At 70.8% G+C, this 19,605-nt stretch carries 17 protein-coding genes; 8 read left to right on the top strand and 9 right to left on the bottom strand.

Features of this window, described 5'->3' with window-relative positions:
* The first annotated feature begins 181 nt into the window (after positions 1-181).
* From ACIPSA_RS04555 to ACIPSA_RS04540, 4 genes are all read left to right on the top strand, one after another.
* Positions 182-1,930, top strand: a complete 1,749-nt coding sequence (locus ACIPSA_RS04555) for a TIGR03767 family metallophosphoesterase (protein WP_402628619.1) — start codon at positions 182-184, stop codon at positions 1,928-1,930.
* A 143-nt stretch (positions 1,931-2,073) separates the two neighbouring features.
* Positions 2,074-3,213 carry a serine hydrolase domain-containing protein gene (locus ACIPSA_RS04550; RefSeq protein WP_402628617.1) on the top strand — a complete coding sequence of 380 codons (1,140 nt, stop codon included), beginning with the start codon at positions 2,074-2,076 and terminating at the stop codon, positions 3,211-3,213.
* A gap of 123 nt (positions 3,214-3,336) precedes the next feature.
* Positions 3,337-3,807: a hypothetical protein gene (locus ACIPSA_RS04545; protein WP_402628616.1), complete on the top strand. Its 471-nt coding sequence runs from the start codon at positions 3,337-3,339 to the stop codon at positions 3,805-3,807.
* Positions 3,808-3,967: 160 nt separating this feature from the next.
* Positions 3,968-5,236, top strand: a complete 1,269-nt coding sequence (locus ACIPSA_RS04540) for a glycosyltransferase (protein WP_402629486.1) — start codon at positions 3,968-3,970, stop codon at positions 5,234-5,236.
* Here the strand turns inward: ACIPSA_RS04540 and ACIPSA_RS04535 are convergent.
* Positions 5,129-5,443: a DUF397 domain-containing protein gene (locus ACIPSA_RS04535; protein ID WP_402628614.1), complete on the bottom strand. Its 315-nt coding sequence runs from the start codon at positions 5,441-5,443 to the stop codon at positions 5,129-5,131. The genes ACIPSA_RS04540 and ACIPSA_RS04535 overlap by 108 nt on opposite strands.
* Positions 5,340-6,221, bottom strand: a complete 882-nt coding sequence (locus ACIPSA_RS04530; RefSeq protein ID WP_402628612.1) for a helix-turn-helix domain-containing protein — start codon at positions 6,219-6,221, stop codon at positions 5,340-5,342. Before ACIPSA_RS04530 ends, ACIPSA_RS04535 begins: the two co-directional genes overlap by 104 nt.
* A gap of 203 nt (positions 6,222-6,424) precedes the next feature.
* Between ACIPSA_RS04530 and ACIPSA_RS04525 the strand changes: the two genes are divergently transcribed.
* On the top strand, positions 6,425-6,847 hold the full coding sequence (locus ACIPSA_RS04525; protein WP_402628611.1) for an ATP-binding protein: 423 nt from the start codon (positions 6,425-6,427) through the stop codon (positions 6,845-6,847).
* Here the strand turns inward: ACIPSA_RS04525 and ACIPSA_RS04520 are convergent.
* From ACIPSA_RS04520 to pepN, 3 genes are all read right to left on the bottom strand, one after another.
* Entirely contained in the window at positions 6,811-7,335 is a 525-nt protein-coding gene (locus ACIPSA_RS04520; RefSeq protein ID WP_402628609.1) for a GNAT family N-acetyltransferase, read from the bottom strand. The genes ACIPSA_RS04525 and ACIPSA_RS04520 overlap by 37 nt on opposite strands.
* 228 nt (positions 7,336-7,563) lie before the next feature.
* A complete protein-coding gene (locus ACIPSA_RS04515) occupies positions 7,564-8,604 on the bottom strand; it encodes a hypothetical protein (RefSeq protein WP_402628608.1) in 1,041 nt (346 codons plus the stop codon).
* A 177-nt stretch (positions 8,605-8,781) separates the two neighbouring features.
* Positions 8,782-11,376 carry an aminopeptidase N gene (gene pepN / locus ACIPSA_RS04510; RefSeq protein ID WP_402628607.1) on the bottom strand — a complete coding sequence of 865 codons (2,595 nt, stop codon included), beginning with the start codon at positions 11,374-11,376 and terminating at the stop codon, positions 8,782-8,784.
* 158 nt (positions 11,377-11,534) lie between these two features.
* On the opposite strand from pepN, the gene ACIPSA_RS04505 reads away from it, so the two are divergent.
* The gene (locus tag ACIPSA_RS04505) at positions 11,535-12,197 is read left to right on the top strand and encodes a DsbA family protein (protein WP_402628606.1); all 663 of its coding nucleotides are present in this window, start codon (positions 11,535-11,537) and stop codon (positions 12,195-12,197) included.
* 3 nt (positions 12,198-12,200) lie between these two features.
* Here the strand turns inward: ACIPSA_RS04505 and ACIPSA_RS04500 are convergent, their stop codons facing one another.
* Positions 12,201-13,841 (bottom strand): FGGY family carbohydrate kinase, encoded by a 1,641-nt coding sequence (locus tag ACIPSA_RS04500; protein ID WP_402628605.1) that lies wholly within the window; start codon positions 13,839-13,841, stop codon positions 12,201-12,203.
* Positions 13,842-13,866: 25 nt separating this feature from the next.
* Positions 13,867-14,937, bottom strand: coding sequence for a 2-hydroxyacid dehydrogenase (locus ACIPSA_RS04495; RefSeq protein WP_402628603.1), 1,071 nt, complete (start codon positions 14,935-14,937; stop codon positions 13,867-13,869).
* A gap of 131 nt (positions 14,938-15,068) precedes the next feature.
* Between ACIPSA_RS04495 and ACIPSA_RS04490 the strand changes: the two genes are divergently transcribed.
* Complete coding sequence (locus ACIPSA_RS04490) at positions 15,069-16,514, top strand: FGGY-family carbohydrate kinase (RefSeq protein WP_402628601.1); 1,446 nt, start codon at positions 15,069-15,071, stop codon at positions 16,512-16,514.
* Positions 16,511-17,119, top strand: a complete 609-nt coding sequence (locus tag ACIPSA_RS04485) for a histidine phosphatase family protein (protein ID WP_402628600.1) — start codon at positions 16,511-16,513, stop codon at positions 17,117-17,119. Before ACIPSA_RS04490 ends, ACIPSA_RS04485 begins: the two co-directional genes overlap by 4 nt.
* 69 nt (positions 17,120-17,188) lie before the next feature.
* On the opposite strand, the gene ACIPSA_RS04480 is transcribed toward ACIPSA_RS04485, so the two are convergent.
* Together ACIPSA_RS04480 and ACIPSA_RS04475 are read right to left on the bottom strand one after the other, a co-directional pair.
* Positions 17,189-18,577 (bottom strand): amino acid permease, encoded by a 1,389-nt coding sequence (locus ACIPSA_RS04480; RefSeq protein WP_402628598.1) that lies wholly within the window; start codon positions 18,575-18,577, stop codon positions 17,189-17,191.
* Between the two features lie 121 nt (positions 18,578-18,698).
* On the bottom strand, positions 18,699-19,592 hold the full coding sequence (locus tag ACIPSA_RS04475; protein ID WP_402628596.1) for a TauD/TfdA dioxygenase family protein: 894 nt from the start codon (positions 19,590-19,592) through the stop codon (positions 18,699-18,701).
* Positions 19,593-19,605 lie beyond the last annotated feature (13 nt).

Here is a 19,605-nt window from a genome sequence, read left to right as displayed (position 1 = left end):
AAATCCACTCCATGACCGCCCTCGTATGCCTAGATCGACGTACGGTGATCGGCGCTGCCCGTTGCCGTCTCGTTCACGCGCAGGTCATTCCCGGTGCCAACCATCCAGAGCGAGCGGGATGTTCGCGACAGCGATCGCCCGCGACCACTGCCGACGCGTTCGCACCCGGGGAGACCGCGCCATGTCGCGCATACGCTCTGTCGCCACCTCCGCGCTGGGGGTCAACCGCCGCTCCGTCCTCGCCGCCGCCGGAGCCGTGTCCGTCTCCGCGGGCATCGGCTACGCCCTGCGCCCCACCGACAGCGGGGCCGCCGACACGTCCCAGACGCCGGTCGCCAACTCCCGAAAGGCCCCGGCGGCCCCGCTCGCCCCCTACACCAAGGGCACCACCCTCGCCTCGGTCGCCGCACCCCGCACCAGCTCCGGCTACCGCCGCCTCGGCGACGGCGCCGGCTGGAAGCGCGTCGTGCGCGGCGACCTCGCCACCCCCAAGTCCGGCCGCGCGAGCCGCCGTACGGCCCTCGCCTCCTTCGTGCAGTTCACCGACCTGCACCTGATGGACGCCCAGCACCCGCTGCGCCTGGAGTTCCTGCGCTCCACGGACCCGCACGCCTGGCGTCCGCAGGAGGCGCTCACCGTGCAGGGCGCCGTCTCGCTCGTCGAGCGCGTCAACGCGCTGCGGGGAGCCCCCGTCACCGGCGCCCCGCTCCACTTCGTCATGACCACCGGCGACAACACCGACAACAACGCCCACTCCGAACTGGAGTGGTTCATGAAGATCATGAGCGGTGGCCGCTTCACCCCCAACTCCGGTGACCCGCGACACTACGAGGGCGTCCAGAACAGCGGCCTCAAGCTGTACTGGCAGCCCGACTCCACGCTCCGCGACGGCGACAAGGCGCTCGGCTTCCCGCACCTAAAGGGCTATCTGGCCGCCGCGATCCGCGAGGTCCGCAGCCCCGGCCTCAACCTGCCCTGGTACTCCACGGTCGGCAACCACGACGCCCTGCCGCTCGGCTGCTACGGCTCCCACGGTGACTCCTACCTCGCCGAAGCGGCCATCAGCGGAAAGAAGCTGATGAGCGTGTCCGCCGCCGAGGCCAAGAAGCTCCAGGACGCCATCAAGAACGCCACCGACCCCAGGGGCGTCGGGTACCGCGACTTCCTCAAGGCCCACGCCCGGTCCATGCGCTCGGTCACCCCGGACGAGAAGCGGGCCCCCTACACCCCCGCCGACTACCTCAAGGCGCACCTGGACCCGGCCTACCAGGGCATAGGCCCCGTCGGCCACGGCTACTCGTCGGCCAACCTGGCCGCGGGCACGCAGTACTACGTCTTCCGCATCTCGGACGACGTGATCGGCATCAGCCTCGACACCACCGACGCCGGCGGACACTACGAGGGCTCCATCGGCACGGCCCAGCTGAAGTGGCTGGACAAGACGCTGACGGACAACAAGGACTCGTACGCCGTCGTCTTCAGCCACCACACCAGCAAGACGATGACCAACACCCGCCCCGACCCGGCCCGCCCGGGGGAGCGCCGCCACAACGGCAGCGAGGTCGTCTCGCTCCTCTCCTCCCACTCCAACGTCCTGGCCTGGGTGAACGGCCACATCCACAAGAACGTCATCACCCCGCACGCGGCCTCCGGCGGCCGCTCCTTCTGGGAGATCTCCACCGCCTCCCACGTCGACTACCCCCAGCTCGCCCGGGTGATCGAGCTGGTGGACAACAAGGACGGCACGCTCTCGGTCTTCACCACCCTGATCGAGTCCGCCGCCCCCCACCGCACCGACTTCTCCGACCTCTCCCAGACGGGCCTGGCCGCCCTCTACCGCGAGCTCTCCTTCAACGCCCCCGGCGCCAACAAGACCCTCGCGGGCGACGCGAACGACCGGAACACGGAACTGGTCCTGAAGAAGGCCTGAAGCAGAAGGCTGAAGCAGAGGGCTGAAGCAGAAGGGCTGGAACCCACCCAACCGTCCCGGCGGAAGGCAACCCGCACCCGACCGCCCGTGTCCCTCCCCCCGACCGAGCTCCACAGCACTGTCGAGCACTGTTGGGGGAAGACATGTCCGTACGTACGACACTGGTGGGCGCCACGGCCCTGGTTCTGTCGGCCGCGCTGGCGGGACCGGCCCTGGCGGCCACCCCTGCCAGAGGTGGCCACTCCGCCACCCGCCAGGCCATCGAGGCGGCGGTGAAGGACGGCGTGCCCGGGGTGACGGCGACGGCGAGGGACGCCCACGGCACCTGGCGGACCACGGCCGGCGTGGGCAACCTCCGTACGGGCGCCCCGCGCTCCACGGAGGACCGCTACCGGGTGGGCAGCATCACCAAGACGTTCGTGTCCACGGTCCTCCTCCAGCTGGAGGCGGAGGGAAGGCTGTCCCTGGACGACAAGGTGGAGAAGTGGCTGCCCGGCGTGGTCCACGGCCACGGCCACGACGGCCGCGCGATCACGATCCGCCAGCTCCTCAACCACACCAGCGGCATCTTCAACTACACGGCGGACGAGGACTTCGGCCGCACGTACTTCCTGAAGGACGGCTTCTTCCGGCACCGTTACGACACGCTGAAGCCGACCGATCTGGTGGCGATCGCGATGCGCCACAAGCCGGACTTCGCACCGGGCACGTCCTGGAACTACTCGAACACGAACTACGTCCTGGCCGGCATGGTCATCAAGAGCGTGACGGGCCACTCGTACGCCCAGGAGATCACCCGCCGCATCATCGCCCCGCTGCACCTGACGGCGACATCCCTCCCCGGCACGAAGGCCTCGGTCCCGCACCCCAGCAGCCGCGCCTACTCCAAGCTGGCGGAGACGACGACGGGCCCGACGTACGACGTCACGAACCTGAACCCCTCCCTGGCGTCGTCAGCGGGCGAGATGATCTCGGACTCCGCCGACCTGACCCGCTTCGACCGCGCGCTCCTGCGCGGTGAGCTCCTCCCGCCGAAGCAGCTGAAGGAAATGAAGACGACGGTCAAGATCGAAGGCGCCCCGAACTTCGGCTACGGCCTCGGCCTCATGGACCGCGCACTCTCCTGCGGCGTCCACGTCTGGGGCCACGACGGCGGCATCCACGGCTCGTCGTCGGTGGCGGTGACGACCGCGGACGGCCGCCACGCACTGGCGTTCAACTTCAACGGGGACTGGGCGGGCGACAGCGACGCGGTGATCGAAGGGGAGTTCTGCGGCACGTGATCCCTCATCCGACCCGAGATGAAGGTGTCGGCAATTTTTGACTTTGCCGAGATTGTGAGTTCGAGTCGATCATGTTTCCATCCGGTCGGTCCAATGGATTCTCGATCTACCGGATGGTTATTCATGGTTTCGAAGCTTGCAGACAGAGTTTTCGCGAGATCGCAGGGTTTCCTGGAACCCAACGAGCGGATCCGCCGGGTGATGCTGGCACAGGGCGGTATCAATCCCTGGGCGCAGGTCGTGTTTTTCCTGCCCGGGTTGATCGGGACACGAATCCTCGCCGACGCGGCCGGGGCAGGTGTCGCAGGGGCGGCGCTCTTCGGCGCTCTGGGTGGCGTGCTCGGTGCGGCGGTTGCCGCCCCTCTGATCAGTCGGCGCGTGGTGCTCGTGACCGATCGGGGTGTCGTCGTGCTGGAGTACAGGCGGTTCGGCGGCGTGAAGCCGACGCGGGTGATCGCGCGGCTCCCGCAGGATACGGTCATCGGCCCGCTGTCCGGAACGTGGGCGAAGATCGAGCTGGCCGGGGAACGACTCTGGGTGCACAAGAAGTGGCACGGCGCCGCAGCCGTGTTCGAGCCGACACCGCTCGGCTAGGCAGTCTGGACGGTGTCATCGACCGGACTCCGACACGAGATGCCGTGTTCATCTGTGCGAAACGTCTGTACCGCCTCATATCGGCTAACCCGCTGTTCACGGGGATGGCTCGATTTTGTGCAAGGCGGGTGGTCGTGTGCGCGCGAGGCACGGACTGCGTGTGCTCTCGGTCTACGAGGGTTTCTTCTCGGGTGGAGCCCGGATCGTTCACAGTGATGTGGTGCTGGGGCTGGTAGAGGGCGGCCAGCAGCGTCATCGGGTGCTGAGCATCCATGGCGAGGTGCACCGTGAGGCCACCCGGCAGCGGATGGAGGACGACACCTGCTACCGCTCGCTCACGGCGGGTGGCGTCGGCGTCACGTCCCTGGGGCGCAGCGCGGGGCTGGTCGACGGCTCCGTCGCGGCGTCGGTTTTCAGCGGACCCGAGCTGGCCGAAACGGCTCGGACCATGGCTGGGGCGGATGTGATCCTCTCCCTGAAGGAACAGCCGCTGGCCCTTCTGAACCAGGCCGGGCTGCCGCGCCGGCCCGTCGTCGTCTCGCTGCACCGGTCCGACCCCGAGAACCAGGGCCCGGCCCTGGACGAGCTCAAGGCCGCCATCGCCGACGGCACGGTCGTCGCGTGCGTGTGCTGCGCCGAGTCCACCCGCGACGCGTACCACGCCGCCGGCATTCCGGCCGAACTGCTCCATGTCATCCCCAACGGGGTGGACCTGCTGCGGTTCCGGCCGGACGCCGCGGTGCGGGTCGCGTTCCGTGCCTCGCTCGGGATCGCGGCCTCCGCGCCCGTGGTCGTCTTCGCCGCCCGGTACGCCACGATGAAGAACGTCCCCCTCTTCCTGCGCGCCGCACGGGAGTGGCTGGCGCGCGAGGGCGGCGGGCACGTGGTGATGTGCGGCGCCGGGATGACCGACGACAACCCGGCCCTGTGGGCGGACATCGCCGTCGCCTTCGGGGCCGAGGAGCAGGAGCTCCGCGAGCGCGTGCACCTGCTCGGGGTACGGCGGGACATGGAGGCCGTGTACGCCGGTGCGGACGTCGTCGCCCTCACCTCGATCTCCGGGGAGGCGGCCCCGCTCTGCCTCATCGAGGGCATGATGTGCGGCGCCGTGCCGGTGACGACGGACGTCGGCGACAGCGCGTCCATCGTCGCCGGGCACGGCTTCGTCACCCCTCCGGACCCGGGTGCCATCGCTCTGGCTTGGACCACCGCGATCGCCGGGCGTGCCGCTTTCGCGCCGATCCTGGCCCGCAGCCGTGAGCGGTTCAGTCGTACGCGGATGATCGCGGCGTACGCCGCGCTGCTCGACCGCGTGCACGCCTCACATGTCGGTGAGGTGCGCGATGAACTCCTGCCAAGCCTTGGCGGGCAGGAGGAGGGCGGGGCCGTTCGGGTTCTTGGAGTCGCGGATGGCGATGTCGGGGTTTAGGGGGGCGGCTTCGACACAGTTCTGGCCCGGGTCGCTGTAGGAGGATTTGATCCAGACGTCATTCGGGGCGAGTTCGCTTGCGGTGCGGCGCGGATGCATGGGCCTACAGCTCTCGTCGTAGTCGGTGTAGGAAGTCGGGCGTGTCCTCAGGAGGCAGTGCTGATGCTGCCATGGCGTCGAACCGGCGGTGGAAGCGGTCCACTTCACGGGGCTTGTCCGACGTGGATACCGAGCCCCAGGCACTGTCGGTCTGTACGCGCGGGGGTAGTTCGTTTCCGAAATCGAGGATGGCGAAGTCATTGGTCGAGCGGTAGCTCCGGCGGAACGGCAGCACCTGGATGGTGATGTGATCCCAGCCAGACACCTCCTCGATGTTCGCGTACTGCTCACCCATCACCTCGGCACCTCCGACCGGGTATCGGAGTGCGGCTTCGCCGAGGATGACGTGCAGCTTGACCGGATTCTCCCGGGCGAGTACTTCCTGGCGCTTCATGCGCAGCTCCACGCTGCTGCGGATGAACTCCGAGGTGTACTCCTCGATCGGCTTGTGCAGCTCGTGAGTCGCGCGTGCGTAGGCCTCGGTCTGTAACAGGCCGTAGACAACCGTCGGGTGATAGGCCTTCATGGAGCGGGCCTCCGGTTCGAGCCCAACGAAGCCCGGCAGGCCCGCCGGCATGAGTCCCCGGTACTGGGTCAGCCAGTCCTGTTGGTTGGAATCCCGGTTGAGGTTCATCAGCGACTCGACGACCTCCTCGTCGGTGACGCCGTACTTCTCCAGCAGCTTGCGCAGGTCGCCGACATTGCGGAAGTTCAGGGATCCGGACTCGATCCGCTGCAACGAGGCCTCGGAGATGCGGAGCCCCACGACTGCCTGCTTGCGGGTGAAGCCGCCGCCCCGCTCGCCCAGGCCGCAGTTCTCGCGCAATTGACGGAGCTGTAACCCGAGTTCGAGCCGTTGCGCCGTGCGTCCGCGTTTGGCTGCCATGTGCACCCCTTTGTGCTGCCGTGCGTGTTGCTTGTCGCTGTGCGCAGAGTGTGACATCGCGTGTACCGTCCGCGCAGCCGACTGTGCAGAACTCGGCATAGTCCAATTCTCTACTCGCTGATTAATCAGGCGAGTTTCGATTGAAGTCGAACGATGGTCCCCGGCACCTTGGGTGGGCAGCCCCAATGCAGAAGGGACCCCCCATGTCCAACCCCCCAGCCCTCCTCACCCACGACTGGTTCATGGGCTACCCGATGACCCACCGCAGCGTCGCCCTCGCCCGCCTCCACACCCGTCGCCGCCTCACGATGTGGCAGTGGGCGGGCGACATCGAGGACGCCGTGCTCGTCGCGTCGGAGTTGGTCACGAACGCCGTGCTGTACGGCAGGCTCCCCGGCCACGAACTATGGCTGCGGCTGGCCGAGTTGGAGGGCGGTGGGCTGGTCGTCGAGGTGTCGGATCCGGTACGGGTCTTCCCGGAGGTCGGCAAGGAGCGCGCCGACGGGCAGGGTGGGCGTGGTCTGCTTGTCGTCGCTCAACTCGCCGAGGAACTGGACTGGTTCCTGCGGGCGGAGGTCGGGAAGACCGTTCAGGCGAGGCTGGCTTCGTCGCGCAGCACGCTGTAGGTCACGCCGTCGCGCCACTGCCCGTCGCGGAAGACGACGCTGCGGTGCACGCCCTCCCGGGTGAAGCCGGCCTTCTCCAGAGCGCGCTGCTCGGCGATGTTCTCCGAATCGGTGTCTGCCTCGATGCGCACGACGGGTGTGTGGGCGAACAGATAGCGGACGAGCAGGAGTTGGGCCTCGGTGCCGACTCCGCGGCCCCGGGCGTTGGGCGCCAGCTGGATTCCGATGTTCCAGTAGTAGGAGGAGGGGACCGTGACGACCTTCCGCCATGCCACGAAGCCGAGTGGGTCGGTGTCGGTCGCCACCATCAACTGGCCGCCGTCGGCGCCCAGGAGGCCGTTCTCCGCCCAGCGGCGCCTGAAGCGTCCCGGGTCCGACCAGCCGAACCACTGAAAGGGCTTGGAGGCCTCCGGGTCCAACAGGAACCGTTCCAGCATCGACAGGTCGTCCTCGCGGACGGGGCGCAGTATGACGGGATCTTTGGTCATTGCAGTCACACTAATCGTTTGACGGGTGACTTCGCGCTCCAAGGGTGATTGGACGTTTTCGGACAGCCCAGAACCCGTAAGCCCAGGTCGCATGGCTCCGGCATGTCCCAAACCGTCCAATCATCCCTCCCGCGACCGCCAACCTGAGCAGACCGCACGCAACGAGGAGGGGCCCCGGGGATGCACCCCGACGGCCCCTCCTCTCCCCTCCTGATTCCCCCCGGCCGGTCACCCCCGGGGCAGCACCACGACGTACGCGGCCGGATCGCGGTCGCCGGACGCCATCAGTGCCGTGCGTACCACCGCCGCCTGCTGCTCCATGGATTCCCTGAGCTTCTTGGGGGTGATGTGGACGACGGTGATGCCCAGCCGCTCCAGGTGTTCGCGCTTGCGGGCGTACTCGGACCACAGGGCGTCGTCCTCCTGGCGCGGCGCGCGGGTGTCCAGTTCCACCGCGACCGCCTGCTCGGGCCAGTACGCGTCCAGGCCGCCGAGAGAGGGGCCGCCCGGGAGCCTCAGGTCCACGTTCCAGACGGGGTCGGGGAGGCCGTGCTCGCGCACCATCCGGTACAGGTGCTGCTCCGCGATCGCCCTGCCCTCGGCCACGAGCGAGTCCACCGCGTCCACCACGTGCGAACGGCTCAGCAGCTTCGCCCGGGTCAACTCCCGTACCACCGAGGCCGGGTCGCAGTGGCCGCCGCGCACCGCCTCGGACAGCATCCGGCGTACGGCGCCCGCGTCGGTCAGTTCCGCCACCGCGTCCGCCAGGGCGCGCGGCACCGGGGCCACCGGGAGGCCCGACACCTGGCGGGGCGTGGGCAGGGACGGGGTGCGCAGGACGCGGACATAGCCCGTCGTGCGCAGCCGGCGCAGGCGCGGGACCAGTACGTCGATGCGGTCCTGGGCGGTGAGCGGGGGAGTGGAGGTGAAGCCGTGCAGGGCCAGGGCGGCCAGGCCCGTGACCATCGCCTCGGCGTAGACCGCGCGGTGCGGTTCGCCGGCGTGCGGCTGGGACGGCACCCCCGGCGTCGACTCGCGTGCCGCGTACAGCAGGGCCGCGTGCAGGCGCTCCTCGTTCGTGGGCGGGCCGGAGTGGAGCAGGACGACGCCGGGGAGGACCTGCTGCCAGGGGCCGCCGGGGCGGCACTGTTCGTTCAGTTCGGACGTCGAGATGCCGTGGGCGCGGAGCTGGGCGGTCGACAGCACACGGCGGTGCACCTCGGCGAGGTGGCGGAGGGGGCGGGGGGAGAGCGGGGTGTTGTGGGTCATGACCCCGGGATTCCCATGCCCCCTCCCCCCTGTAACTTCTGTTACACGTCTGTCGACAAATCCGGACAAGAAGGCACTAAAGGACGGGTGTTCGGATGCCGAGTAGGCACGGAAAACCCCTGGTCCGTTCGAGGCGGACCAGGGGTTACGGCTGTTATTGACTGAATTCCGTAACGTTCACGGACGGCCCAACGCGGGGCCGGAGGCCGCCGCGTCGCACGCCTGCGCCCGCAGCGCCCGCGCCAGGTCGTCCCGCGCCTCCAGCACCAGCCGGCGCAGAGCGGGGGCCGCGTCCGCGTGCGCCTCCAGCCACGCGTCCGCCGCGTCCAGCGTCTCCTGCGAGTCCTGGAGGGACGGGAACAGCCCACTGACCACGTCCATGCCGATCTGGATCGACCGGTCCGCCCACACCCGCTCGATCGCGGCGAAGTACTTCTCCGTGTACGGGGCCGTCAGCTCCCGCTGCGACGGCTGCGCGAAGCCCGCGATCGTCGCCTCGACAAGGGCGTTGGACAGCGCGTCCGACTCCACCACCTGCGCCCACGCCTGTGCCTTCACCGCGGCCGAGGGGCGGGCGGCCAGGCAGCGCACCTGGTGACGCTTGCCGGAGGCGGTGTCGTCGCGGGCCAGCTCCGCCGCCAGGGCCGCCTCGTCCGCGACCCCGTGAGCGGCGAGGGGCTCCAGGAAGTCCCAGCGCAGCTCCTGGTCCACCTCAAGACCGTCGATCTTGGCCGTGCCCTCCAGCAGACCCTGGAGCAGCTGGAAGTCCGGCGCGGCCGACGCGACCCTCGCGAAGAACCGCGCCCACGCCAGCTGGCGCTCGCTGCCGGGCTCGGCCTGCCGCAGCTCCGCGAGGACCCCGTCCGCCAGCAGGCGTTCGCCGGTGGCCCGCCATTCGGGCGCCACGTAGTGGACCAGCGCCGAGCCCGCCCACGCGTGCAGCATCTGCAGCACGCCGATGTCCGACTCGGGCCCCGAGTGGCGCAGCACCAGGTCCACGAAGTCCCGGGCCGGCAGCAGCGCGTCGCGCGTCATGTTCCACAGCGCCGACCAGCACAGGGCACGGGCCAGCGGGTCGGCCACCGCTCCCAGGTGGTCGCGCAGGGTCGCCAGGGAGATCTCGTCCAGGCGGATCTTGCAGTACGTCAGGTCGTCGTCGTTGACCAGGACGAGTTCGGGGGCCTGAGCACCCGCCAGTCCCGGTACGACCGTGCGCGGACCGTCGACGTCCGCCTCCACGCGCGCGTACCGCTCCAGCGCCCCGTCCGGCGTGCGGCGGTACAGGCCCACCGCGACCCGGTGCGGACGAAGCTGGGGATGCGTCTCCGGGGCCTCCTGGAGCACCGCGAGCTCGGCCACCCGGCCCTCCGCGTCCAGCAGCACCTGCGGGGTCAGCGAGTTGAGCCCGGCCGTCTGGAGCCAGGAGCGGGACCAGGCCGCCATGTCACGGCCGCTCGTCTCCTCCAGCACCGACAGCAGGTCGCCGAGGCGCGTGTTCCCGTACGCGTTTCGCTTGAAGTAGCGCCGCGCGCCCTCCAGAAACGCGTCCTGGCCGACGTACGCCACCAGCTGCTTCAGCACGCTCGCGCCCTTGGCGTACGTGATGCCGTCGAAGTTGAGCTTGGCGTCCTGGAGGTCGCGGATGTCGGCCGTGATCGGATGCGTGGACGGCAGCTGGTCGGCGCGGTACGCCCACGCCTTGCGGCGGTTGGCGAAGGTGACCCAGGCGTTGGTGAACCGGGTCGCCCCGACGTTCGCGAAGGTGCCCATGAAGTCCGCGAAGGACTCCTTGAGCCACAGGTCGTCCCACCACTCCATGGTGACCAGGTCGCCGAACCACATGTGCGCCATCTCGTGCAGGATGACGTTGGCCCGCGCCTCGTACGAGGCCTGTGTCACCTTCCCACGGAAGATGTACTCCTCGCGGAAGGTCACCAGACCCGGGTTCTCCATGGCGCCCAGGTTGTACTCGGGCACGAACGCCTGGTCGTACTTCCCGAAGGGGTACGGGTAGTCGAAGTGGTCGTGGAAGAAGTCCAGGCCCTGCTTGGTGACCAGGAAGACGTCGTCGGCCTCGAAGTAGGGGGCGAGGCCCTTGCGGCACATGGCGCCGAGGGGGATCTCCAGGCGCGTGCCGTCCTCGAGGACCCGCTCGTAGGAGTCGGTCGCATAGTGGTACGGGCCCGCCACCACGCAGGTGATGTACGTCGAGATCGGCTTCGTCTCCGCGAACCGCCAGACCCCGTCGGCGAGTTCACCCTCGCCGTTGCTCCACACCGTCCAGCCCTCCGGCGCCCGCACCTCGAAGCGGAACGGCGCCTTGAGGTCCGGCTGCTCGAAGTTCGCGAAGACCCGGCGGGCGTCGGCCGGCTCGTACTGGGTGTACAGGTACACCTCGCCGTCCTCGGGATCGACGAAGCGGTGCAGGCCCTCGCCGGTGCGGGAGTAGGCGCACTGCGCGTCGACGATCAGCTCGTTCTCGGCGGCCAGGTCCTCCAGCGCGATCCGCGAGCCGTCGAAGACCTCGCCCGGGTCGAGGTCCTTGCCGTTGAGCGAGACGGCGGTCACACCCGGCGCGATCAGGTCCGCGAAGCTCGACGCGCCGGGCTCGTTGCAGCGGAAGCGGATCGTGGTGACCGAGCGGAAGGCGCGCGGCTCACCGTCCCCCTCGCCGAGGGCGGAGCGCAGGTCGAGGGACACCTCGTACCCGTCGACCGACAGCAGGGCGGCCCGCTCCCGGGCCTCGTCGCGGGACAGGTTCTCACCAGGCACAGGCGGCACTCCCTCTGGAGATTTTGGACGTATCGGACATGTCTTGGATGTCGCGGGACAGGACCGATCCTGCCACGCGCACCTGACCCGGGGCACCAGGGAATGGCGGGCGGGGAGGGGATGTTGCCCCTTCCAAAGCCCGCTTTCCGAGGAGAACCATGTCCGAAACCGTGACGACGTCCGGCAAGACCCCCGTCGACTTCTGGTTCGACCCGCTGTGCCCCTGGGCGTGGATGACCTCCCGGTGGGTGCTGGAGGTGGAGAAGGTCAGGGACATCGACATCCGCTGGCACATCATGAGCCTGGGCGTGCTGAACGAGAACAGGCTCGACGAGCTGCCCGAGCAGTACCGCGAGATGCTCGCCGTCCAGGCGTGGAAGCCGGTGCGCGTGGTCACCGCGGCCTGGCAGAAGCACGGCGCCGACGTCCTCGGACCCCTCTACACCGCGCTCGGCACCCGCATCCACAACAACGGCGAGGGTGCGACCGTCGAGGCCATCGCCGGAGCGCTCGCGGAAGTCGGCCTGCCCGCCGACCTGATCGACTACGCCGACCAGGAGGACTTCGAGTTCGACGCCGAGCTGCGCGCCTCCCACAAGGAGGGCATCGAGAAGGTCGGCCAGGAGGTCGGCACCCCGGTCATCGCGGTCCCCGGCCCCGACGGCGACGAGGTCGCCTTCTTCGGCCCGGTCGTCACGCCCGCCCCCAAGGGCGAGGAGGCGGCCCGCCTCTGGGACGGCACCCTCGCGGTCGCCTCCGTCCCCGGCTTCTACGAGATCAAGCGGACCCGCACCAAGGGCCCCGACTTCAGCAACCTCTGATCCTCACGCCGGCTCGGGAGGGGGGAAGTAGCCGCCGTCGTTCCACTTCAGCTTGCGCTGGTAACGACGGCACCCCTCCCGGGTGCAGCGGATGTAGGCCTCCGCCGCGAAGTCCGTCTTCTCCTTGCGGACGTGCGCCTTCTCCTCCTCGGTGAGGTCCCGGAAGGCCTGCAGGGGCCCGCCGCAGCTCGGGCACCGCTTGAACTCCACGTGTGGTTCCACCTTCCGTGCTCCCCTCGCCCTGGCCAGCCGCTCCAGGTGCTCCTCGTATCCCCTCGCGTAGTACGCGACCCGCCCCGCGTCCGGTTCGACGACCGTCGCCGGCCCGGTCCAGACGGCCGTGTCGAGGGCGACCCCATGGCGCTCCGCCGCCGCCAGCACCGCGCCCCGGGCGCCCACCTCGCCCTCCACGACCCGTAACGGCCGGCCGAGCACGTCCGCCAGCAGACGCATCCAGGCGGGGCTGCGGGTGCCGCCGCCGCACACCGCCAGCGTGCCCGTCAGGCCCGCCGCCTCCAGACAGTGCCGGGCAGCGTAGCCGATGCCCTCGCAGGTCGCACGGATCAGATCGGCGGGTGTCGACTCCAGGGAGACGCCGGTGAGTTCGGCGCGCAGGCCGGGCTCGACGAAGGGGGCACGCTCGCCGGAGGGCGCGAAGTACGGGAGCACACGGACGCCGTGCGCGCCGGGCGGGGTCTCGGCCAGCAGGGCGTCCACCTCGTCGTGCCGGAAGCGTGTCGCGGACAGCACCCAGTCCAGGGCCGCCGTGCCGACCATCGCGGGCATGGCGCGCAGCCAGTGGCCGGGGCGGTCGGTGGAGATGTACAGGCCGGCCGGTTCGCCGGTCGGATCCAGGTCGGTGGTGGCCACCAGGCCGGCCAGGCACGTGCCGACGATCAGCAGACCGTCGCCGGGGGCCGTGACCCCGGCGCCGAGCGCGCAGGCCGGGAGGTCGTACGGGCCGTTCACCAGCCGGGTGCCGGCCGGCAGGCCCTCGCCACGCGCCCGCGCCGTCGCCACCGGGTCGCTGATCGCGGGCAGCAGGCCCCGGCGGTGGGACAGGCCCAGGAGTTCGACGACCCCGTCGTCGTACGACCGGGTGCGCGGGTTCAGGAACGGCATCGACGCGTCCGACACGTCCGTGACGGGCCGTGCCCCGCCGGTCAGGCGCTGGAAGACCATGTCCTTGCAGTAGACGGCCGCGGCCGCCGCGTCCAGGGACTTCGGCTCGTAGCGGTCGAGCCAGGCCAGCAGCGGGCCGGGGCAGCCCGGGAACATGGCGCTGCCCGTCCGCCGGAACACCGTCTCGAAGGTGCCGTCCGCCAGCCACCGGTCCAGCAGCTCGTGCGCCCGGCCGTCCATCCAGGAGGCCGCCGCCCGCACCGGACGCCCCTCGGCGTCGACCAGCCACACCCCGTCGCCCTGCCCGGTCAGCCCGGCCAGCTCCACCGGCTCCGGCATCCGCGCCGTCAGGGCATCGAGCACGGCGACGACCGCGGCGTACACCTCCTCCATGTCCTGCTCGACCGAGCCCTCGTGCAGATCGAGCCCCACCGGCCGCGCCTCGACGGCCAGTTCACGTCCGGCGCCGTCGAACGCGGCGGCCTTCACCAAGGACGTGCCCACATCGATTCCGACGAACATGCCACTCTCCTCAGCAGCGAGGTGTTCAGGTCAGACAGTGCGCCAGCGGCTCGCCGCGCACCCAGCGCCCCACCTCGGCGGCCGCGATCCGCGCGGCTTTCTCCGCCACCGCCCGGCTGGCCCCGCCCAGGTGCGGGGTGAGGACCACCCGTTCGGCGAGGGCGACCAGCCGTGAACCGGACGGCAACGGCTCATGGGCATAGGTGTCCAGGGCCGCCGCCGACAGCCGGCCCGCCTCCAGCGCGTCGCACAGCGCGTCCTCGTCCAGCAGCGGACCGCGGGCCGCGTTCACCAGCACCGCGCCCGGCGGCAGCAGCGCCAGCTCGCGGGCGCCGATCAGGCCGCGCGTCTCGGGCGTGAGCCGGGCGTGCAGGGTGAGCACCCGGGAGCGGCGCAGGAGTTCGTCGAGGGAGGCGACGCGCAGGCCGTGGATCTCACCGCGCACATACGGGTCGTACACCATCACCCGCGCCCCGAACGCGCACAGTGCCCGGGCGACGCGACTGCCCACCGCCCCGTACCCGACCAGGCCGACCGGCAGGTCCTCCAGCTCCAGGCCGCTGTGTTCATAGGTGTAGTAGGCGGCCCCGGCCGCCCAGCTCCCCTTCCCGGCGAGGAGGCCGTGCGCCTGCGGGATGCGGCGCAGGGCCGCCAGCAGCAGGCCGACGGTGAACTCGGCGGTGGCGGCGGCATTGCGGCCGGGCGCGAAGCACACCCGTACGTCGTGCCGCCCGGCCGCCGCCAGGTTCACGTTCACCGGGCCGCCCCGGCACACGGCCACCAGCCGCAGCTCCGGGCAGGCGCGAAGCACGCGCTCCGTCACCGGGCCCATCTGGGTGACCAGCACCTGCGCGCCCGCGAGCGCGCCGATCAGCTCGTCCTCGGCGTCGCTCGCCTCCGTCACCTCGGCCACCGGGCCGAAGGGTTCGAGCGGCCAGCCGAGGGTCAGTTCCCGCACTTCACAAGGGTGTTCGCGAGTGACCGCCGCCCTGATCAGTGACGGCAGGACGAAGTGGTCGCCGGCGGCCACCACGCGCGGCACAGGTGTCTCCGGGCCCGCGATCGTCCGCGGTTCAGGTAACTCCGGCGCGGTCATCGCCCTCCTTCGGGTTCGTTGCGCACAGAGGGTGTAACGGGCTAAGAGGACCGTCAATCCCTCGTGCGGGGGGAAAACTCTGTGCAAAGTGTGAAGTTCACGGTTCGGACAGTGATGTGCGGGAGGTCCCGATGGAGTCCGAGGGCGAGGCGTGGCTGGGGATCGACCTGGGTACGCAGGGCGTCCGCGCCCTGGTGGTGACGGGTGACGGCAGGGTCCTGGGCAGTGGCACCGCCGTGCTGCGCGGGCGGCGGGAGGGGGTGCGGCACGAGCAGGATCCGGGGGAGTGGTGGGAGGGGGTGTGCGTCGCCTCCCGGCAGGCGCTGAAGGGCGGTCACGGGGTCAGGGGGGTTGCGGTGTGCGGGACCTCCGGGACCGTGCTGCTGACGGATGCGGCGGGGCGGCCGGTGAGCCCCGGGCTGATGTACGACGACGGGCGGGCGGGGGCGGAGGCGGCGCGGCTCAGGGACGCGGGGCTCGCGGTGCAGGACACATGGGCGTTGCCGAAGGCGCGGTGGCTGATCGCCGCCCACGGTTTTGGGCGGGTGGCCCACCAGCCGGACGTGATCAACGCACGTCTGGTCGGGCGTCCGGTCCCCACCGATTCCAGCCATGCCCTCAAGACGGCGTACGACGTGGAGCGTGACGTCTGGCCGCAGAACACCGGCCTCCCGGCGGAGGCGCTCCCCGACGTCGTACGGCCCGGAACCCGCCTCGGCGAGGTCTGCCCGCCCGCCGCCGAGGCCACCGGCATCCCGGCCGGCACCCCCGTCATCGCCGGCATGACCGACGGCTGCGCGGCACAGATCGCGTCGGGCGCGCTGAGCGAGGGTGCCTGGAACTCGGTGCTCGGCACGACGCTCGTCCTGAAGGGCGTCTCCTCGGTCCCGGTCCGCGACGAGGCGGGGGTGGTCTACAACCACCGTGCACCGGGCGGTAGCTGGTTGCCCGGGGGTGCGTCGAGCGTCGGTGCCGGAGCCCTGACGGCCCGCTTCCCGGACGCCGACCCGGCCGCGCTGGACGCCGCGGCCGCCGCCTTCGAGCCGTCGGGCGCGCTCGCGTACCCCTTGGTGTCGCGGGGTGAACGCTTTCCCTTCCGGGCCTCCGATGCCACCCCGCTCCTCCTGGGCGAGCCGGTGTCGGACGCCGACCACTGGGCCGCCCTCCTTCAGGGGGTGGCCATGGCCGAACGCCTCTGCCTGGACTATCTGCACCACCTGGGCGCCCCGCTCGACGGCCCCCTCACCTTCACCGGCGGAGCCGCCCGCAGCGCCTACTGGAACCAGCTGCGCGCCGACATCCTGGGCCGCCCGGCCCGCGTCCCCGAACAGACCGAACCGGCCCTCGGAATGGCCGCGTTGGCGGCCCACGGCACGGGAGCGGCCCGCACGCTCGCGGACGTCGCCGACCGCATGGTCCGCATCCGCACCGTCGTCGAACCCCGCCCCGACCGCACGGCCCGCTTCACCGAGCCCTACGCCCGGCTCCTGGACGCGCTGGAGACGCGGGGCTGGCTGCCCGCACCGGTCGCGGCGCATGCGCGGGGCCGCATCGACCCGGATACTTCGCAGTCATGAGCACCGCCCTCCTCCTCGCCCGCCACGGTCAGACCGTCTGGCACGCCGAGAACCGCTACGCCGGGGTGAGCGACATCGCCCTCACCGACACCGGACGCGCCCAGGCCGAGGCGCTCGGGCGGTGGGCCGCCGCGCACCCCGTGGACGCGGTCTGGACGTCCACCGTCTCCCGGGCGATCGCCACCGCCGAGCCCGCCTGCCGTGCCCTGGGTCTCACTTCGCGGCGCGAGGCCGACCTGCGCGAATGCGACTTCGGGGTGGTGGAGGGCCGTACGCTCGCCGAGTTCGCGGCCGAGGATCCGAAGGCGGCGCAGGCCTTCCGCGCCGACCCGGTGGCGCACCCCTTCCCCGGCGCCGAGGACCCCCGCTCCGCCGCGGCCCGCGGCACCGCCGCCCTGCGCCGCATCGCCGCCGCCCACCCCGGCGGACGCGTCCTCGTCGTCGCCCACAACACCCTGCTGCGGCTGGTGCTGTGCTCCCTGCTGGGCATTCCCCTGGCCGAGTACCGCCGGGTCTTCCCGCGGCTGCGCAACGCGGCGGTCAGCGAGCTCCGCATCGAAGGGGAGTCCACGGCCCTGCTGTCGCTCAACGTCCCCTGTCCCTGAACAGGACCGGCCCCCGCGAGTCACGCCGTCGCGAGAGCCTTTCGGGTGTGTGGCGAGCGGACGGGAACGTCAGGCCTTGACGCGAACCCTCTGCCGCACATAGCCCACGACCGCCAGCACCAGCGTCATCGCGCCCGTCGAGTACAGCTGAACGCGCGTGTCCGGCTCCCGGGCCATCAGGACGAAGATCGCCACCATGCCCGCCAGCGCCACCCAGGTCAGCACCGGGAACGCCCACATCCGCACGACCAGCTTCTCCGGGGCCTCGCGCTCCACGCGGCGGCGGAGCCGCAGCTGGGAGACCGCGATGAACATCCAGACGACGAGGATGACCGCGCCGATCATGTTCAGCAGCCAGGGGAAGACGTCGTTCGGCCGCCAGTAGCTCAGCAGCACGCACACGAAGCCGAAGACGCAGGAGGTGAGGACCGCGATGCGCGGCACACCGCCGGACACCCTGGCCAGCGCCTTCGGGCCCTGACCGCGCTCCACCAGCGAGTAGGCGATGCGCGAGGAGCCGTAGATGTTGGCGTTCATGGCGGACAACAGGGCGACCAGGACGACCACGTTCATCAGCCGGCCGGCGCCGGGGATGCCGAGGTGGTCGAGGGCGGCGACGTACGGGCCCTTCTCGACGACCTCCTTCGAGTCCCACGGGACCAGGGTGACGATGACGGCCATGGAGCCGATGTAGAACAGCGCGATGCGCCACATCGCCGTGCGCACGGCGCTCGCCACGCCCCGGACCGGGTTCTCCGACTCGGCGGCCGCGATGGTGACCGTCTCCAGGCCGCCGTACGCGAAGACCGAGGCGAGCAGGCCGATGACCAGGCCCTGGCTGCCGTGCGGGAGGAAGTCGGTCAGGTTCGAGGCGCCGGGCGCGTCCGTGCCCGGCAGCACACCGGCGATGGCCAGCACGCCGAGGACCAGGAACAGACTGATCGCGCCCACCTTCAGCGCGGCGAACCAGAACTCGAACTCGCCGAAGTTCTTCACCGCGGCCAGGTTCGCGCCGCAGAAGACGACCATGAACAGCGCCACCCACGCCCACTCGGGCGTGCCGGGCAGCCAGCCCGTGACGATGTGCGCGGCGCCGATGCCCTCCAGGCCGACCGCCGTGCACAGCAGCACCCAGAACGACCAGCCCGCGGCGAAACCCGCCCAGGGGCCGATCGCCCGCTCGGCGTGCGCGGAGAAGGAGCCCGACGACGGGTACGCGGCCGACATCTCGCCGAGCATCCGCATCACCAGCATCACCAGGAGGCCGGAGACGGCGTAGGCGACGACGATCGACGGACCGGCGGCGGCGATGCCGGCGCCGGAGCCGACGAACAGACCGGCGCCGATCACCCCGCCGAGGGCGATCATCGACAGGTGGCGCTGCTTGAGGCCGTGGGAGAGGGCGGAGCCGTCGCGCTGTTGCTGCGGCGGCGTCTCCAGGGTGGTGCTGTGGGGCATGGGCGCGGCTCGTCCAGTGCAATAGATGGGCAAAAACGCCCACAGTGTGGGCGGACTGTCCGCCCAGAGGGACAGCCCGCCCACTATCCGGACGCGCCGGCCACGGCCCGTGGGGGCTCGGTTACGCGGCGACGCTCGTGTAGTGCGAGGCGTCCCCGGCGATCGAGTAGCTCTCCTTGCCCTCGATGCCGACCGGGATGTCACCGGCGACGGTCACCCGGTGCAGCCGGCGGGGCTGGTGGTCGTAGTTGTCGATGGCGTAGTGCTGGGTGATGCGGTTGTCGAACAGCACCAGCTGGTTCTCCGACCAGCGCCAGCGCAGCACGTTCTCCGGGCGGGTGACGTAGGACTGGAGGAGATCGAGGATCCGGCGGGACTCGCCGACCGACAGGCCGACGAGGCGCTGCGCGAACCCGCCGATGAACAGCCCGCGCTCACCGGTCAGCGGGTGGACGCGGACGACGGGGTGGGCCGTGCGGTACTTGATGGAGGTGAACTGGGCCCGCTGGGCGGCCAGCTCCTCGTCGATCTCCTCGTCCGGCACCGCGTAGTCGTAGTCGTTGGTGTGCTCGGCCCACAGGCCGTCGGCCAGGCGGCGCAGCGGCTCGGGCAGGTCGCGGTAGGCGGCCGCCGAGCTGGCGATCAGGGTCTCGCCGCCGTACGGCGGGATCGTGATGCTGCGCAGGGTGCTGGCCTGCGGCGGGTTGAGGACGAAGGTGACATCGGTGTGCCAGTGGTTGGCGGCGCGGCCGCGCTCGCTGTCCACGGGCAGCACGTTCGGGACCCCGTCGACCGAGGAGACGGTCGGGTGGGCGGTGGTCAGGTCGCCGAAGTGCCGGGCGAAGGCCTGCTGGCCCTCGTCGTTCAGGTTCACGTCGTCGAAGACCAGGGCCTTGTGGACGCCCAGGGCCTCACGGAGCGAGGCGGCGGTCTCCGCGTCGAGCGGCTGGGAGATGTCGACGCCCGAGACCTGGGCGCCGATGTTCGCGGTGACCTTGCGGATCTCGATGGACATGCCGGGGGTCCTT

It is taken from the genome of Streptomyces sp. NPDC086549, from assembly GCF_044746205.1.
Taxonomy (GTDB): domain Bacteria; phylum Actinomycetota; class Actinomycetes; order Streptomycetales; family Streptomycetaceae; genus Streptomyces.
The sequence above is the reverse complement of the archived record's forward strand: the minus strand, read 5'-3'. Positions and strand labels throughout refer to the sequence as shown.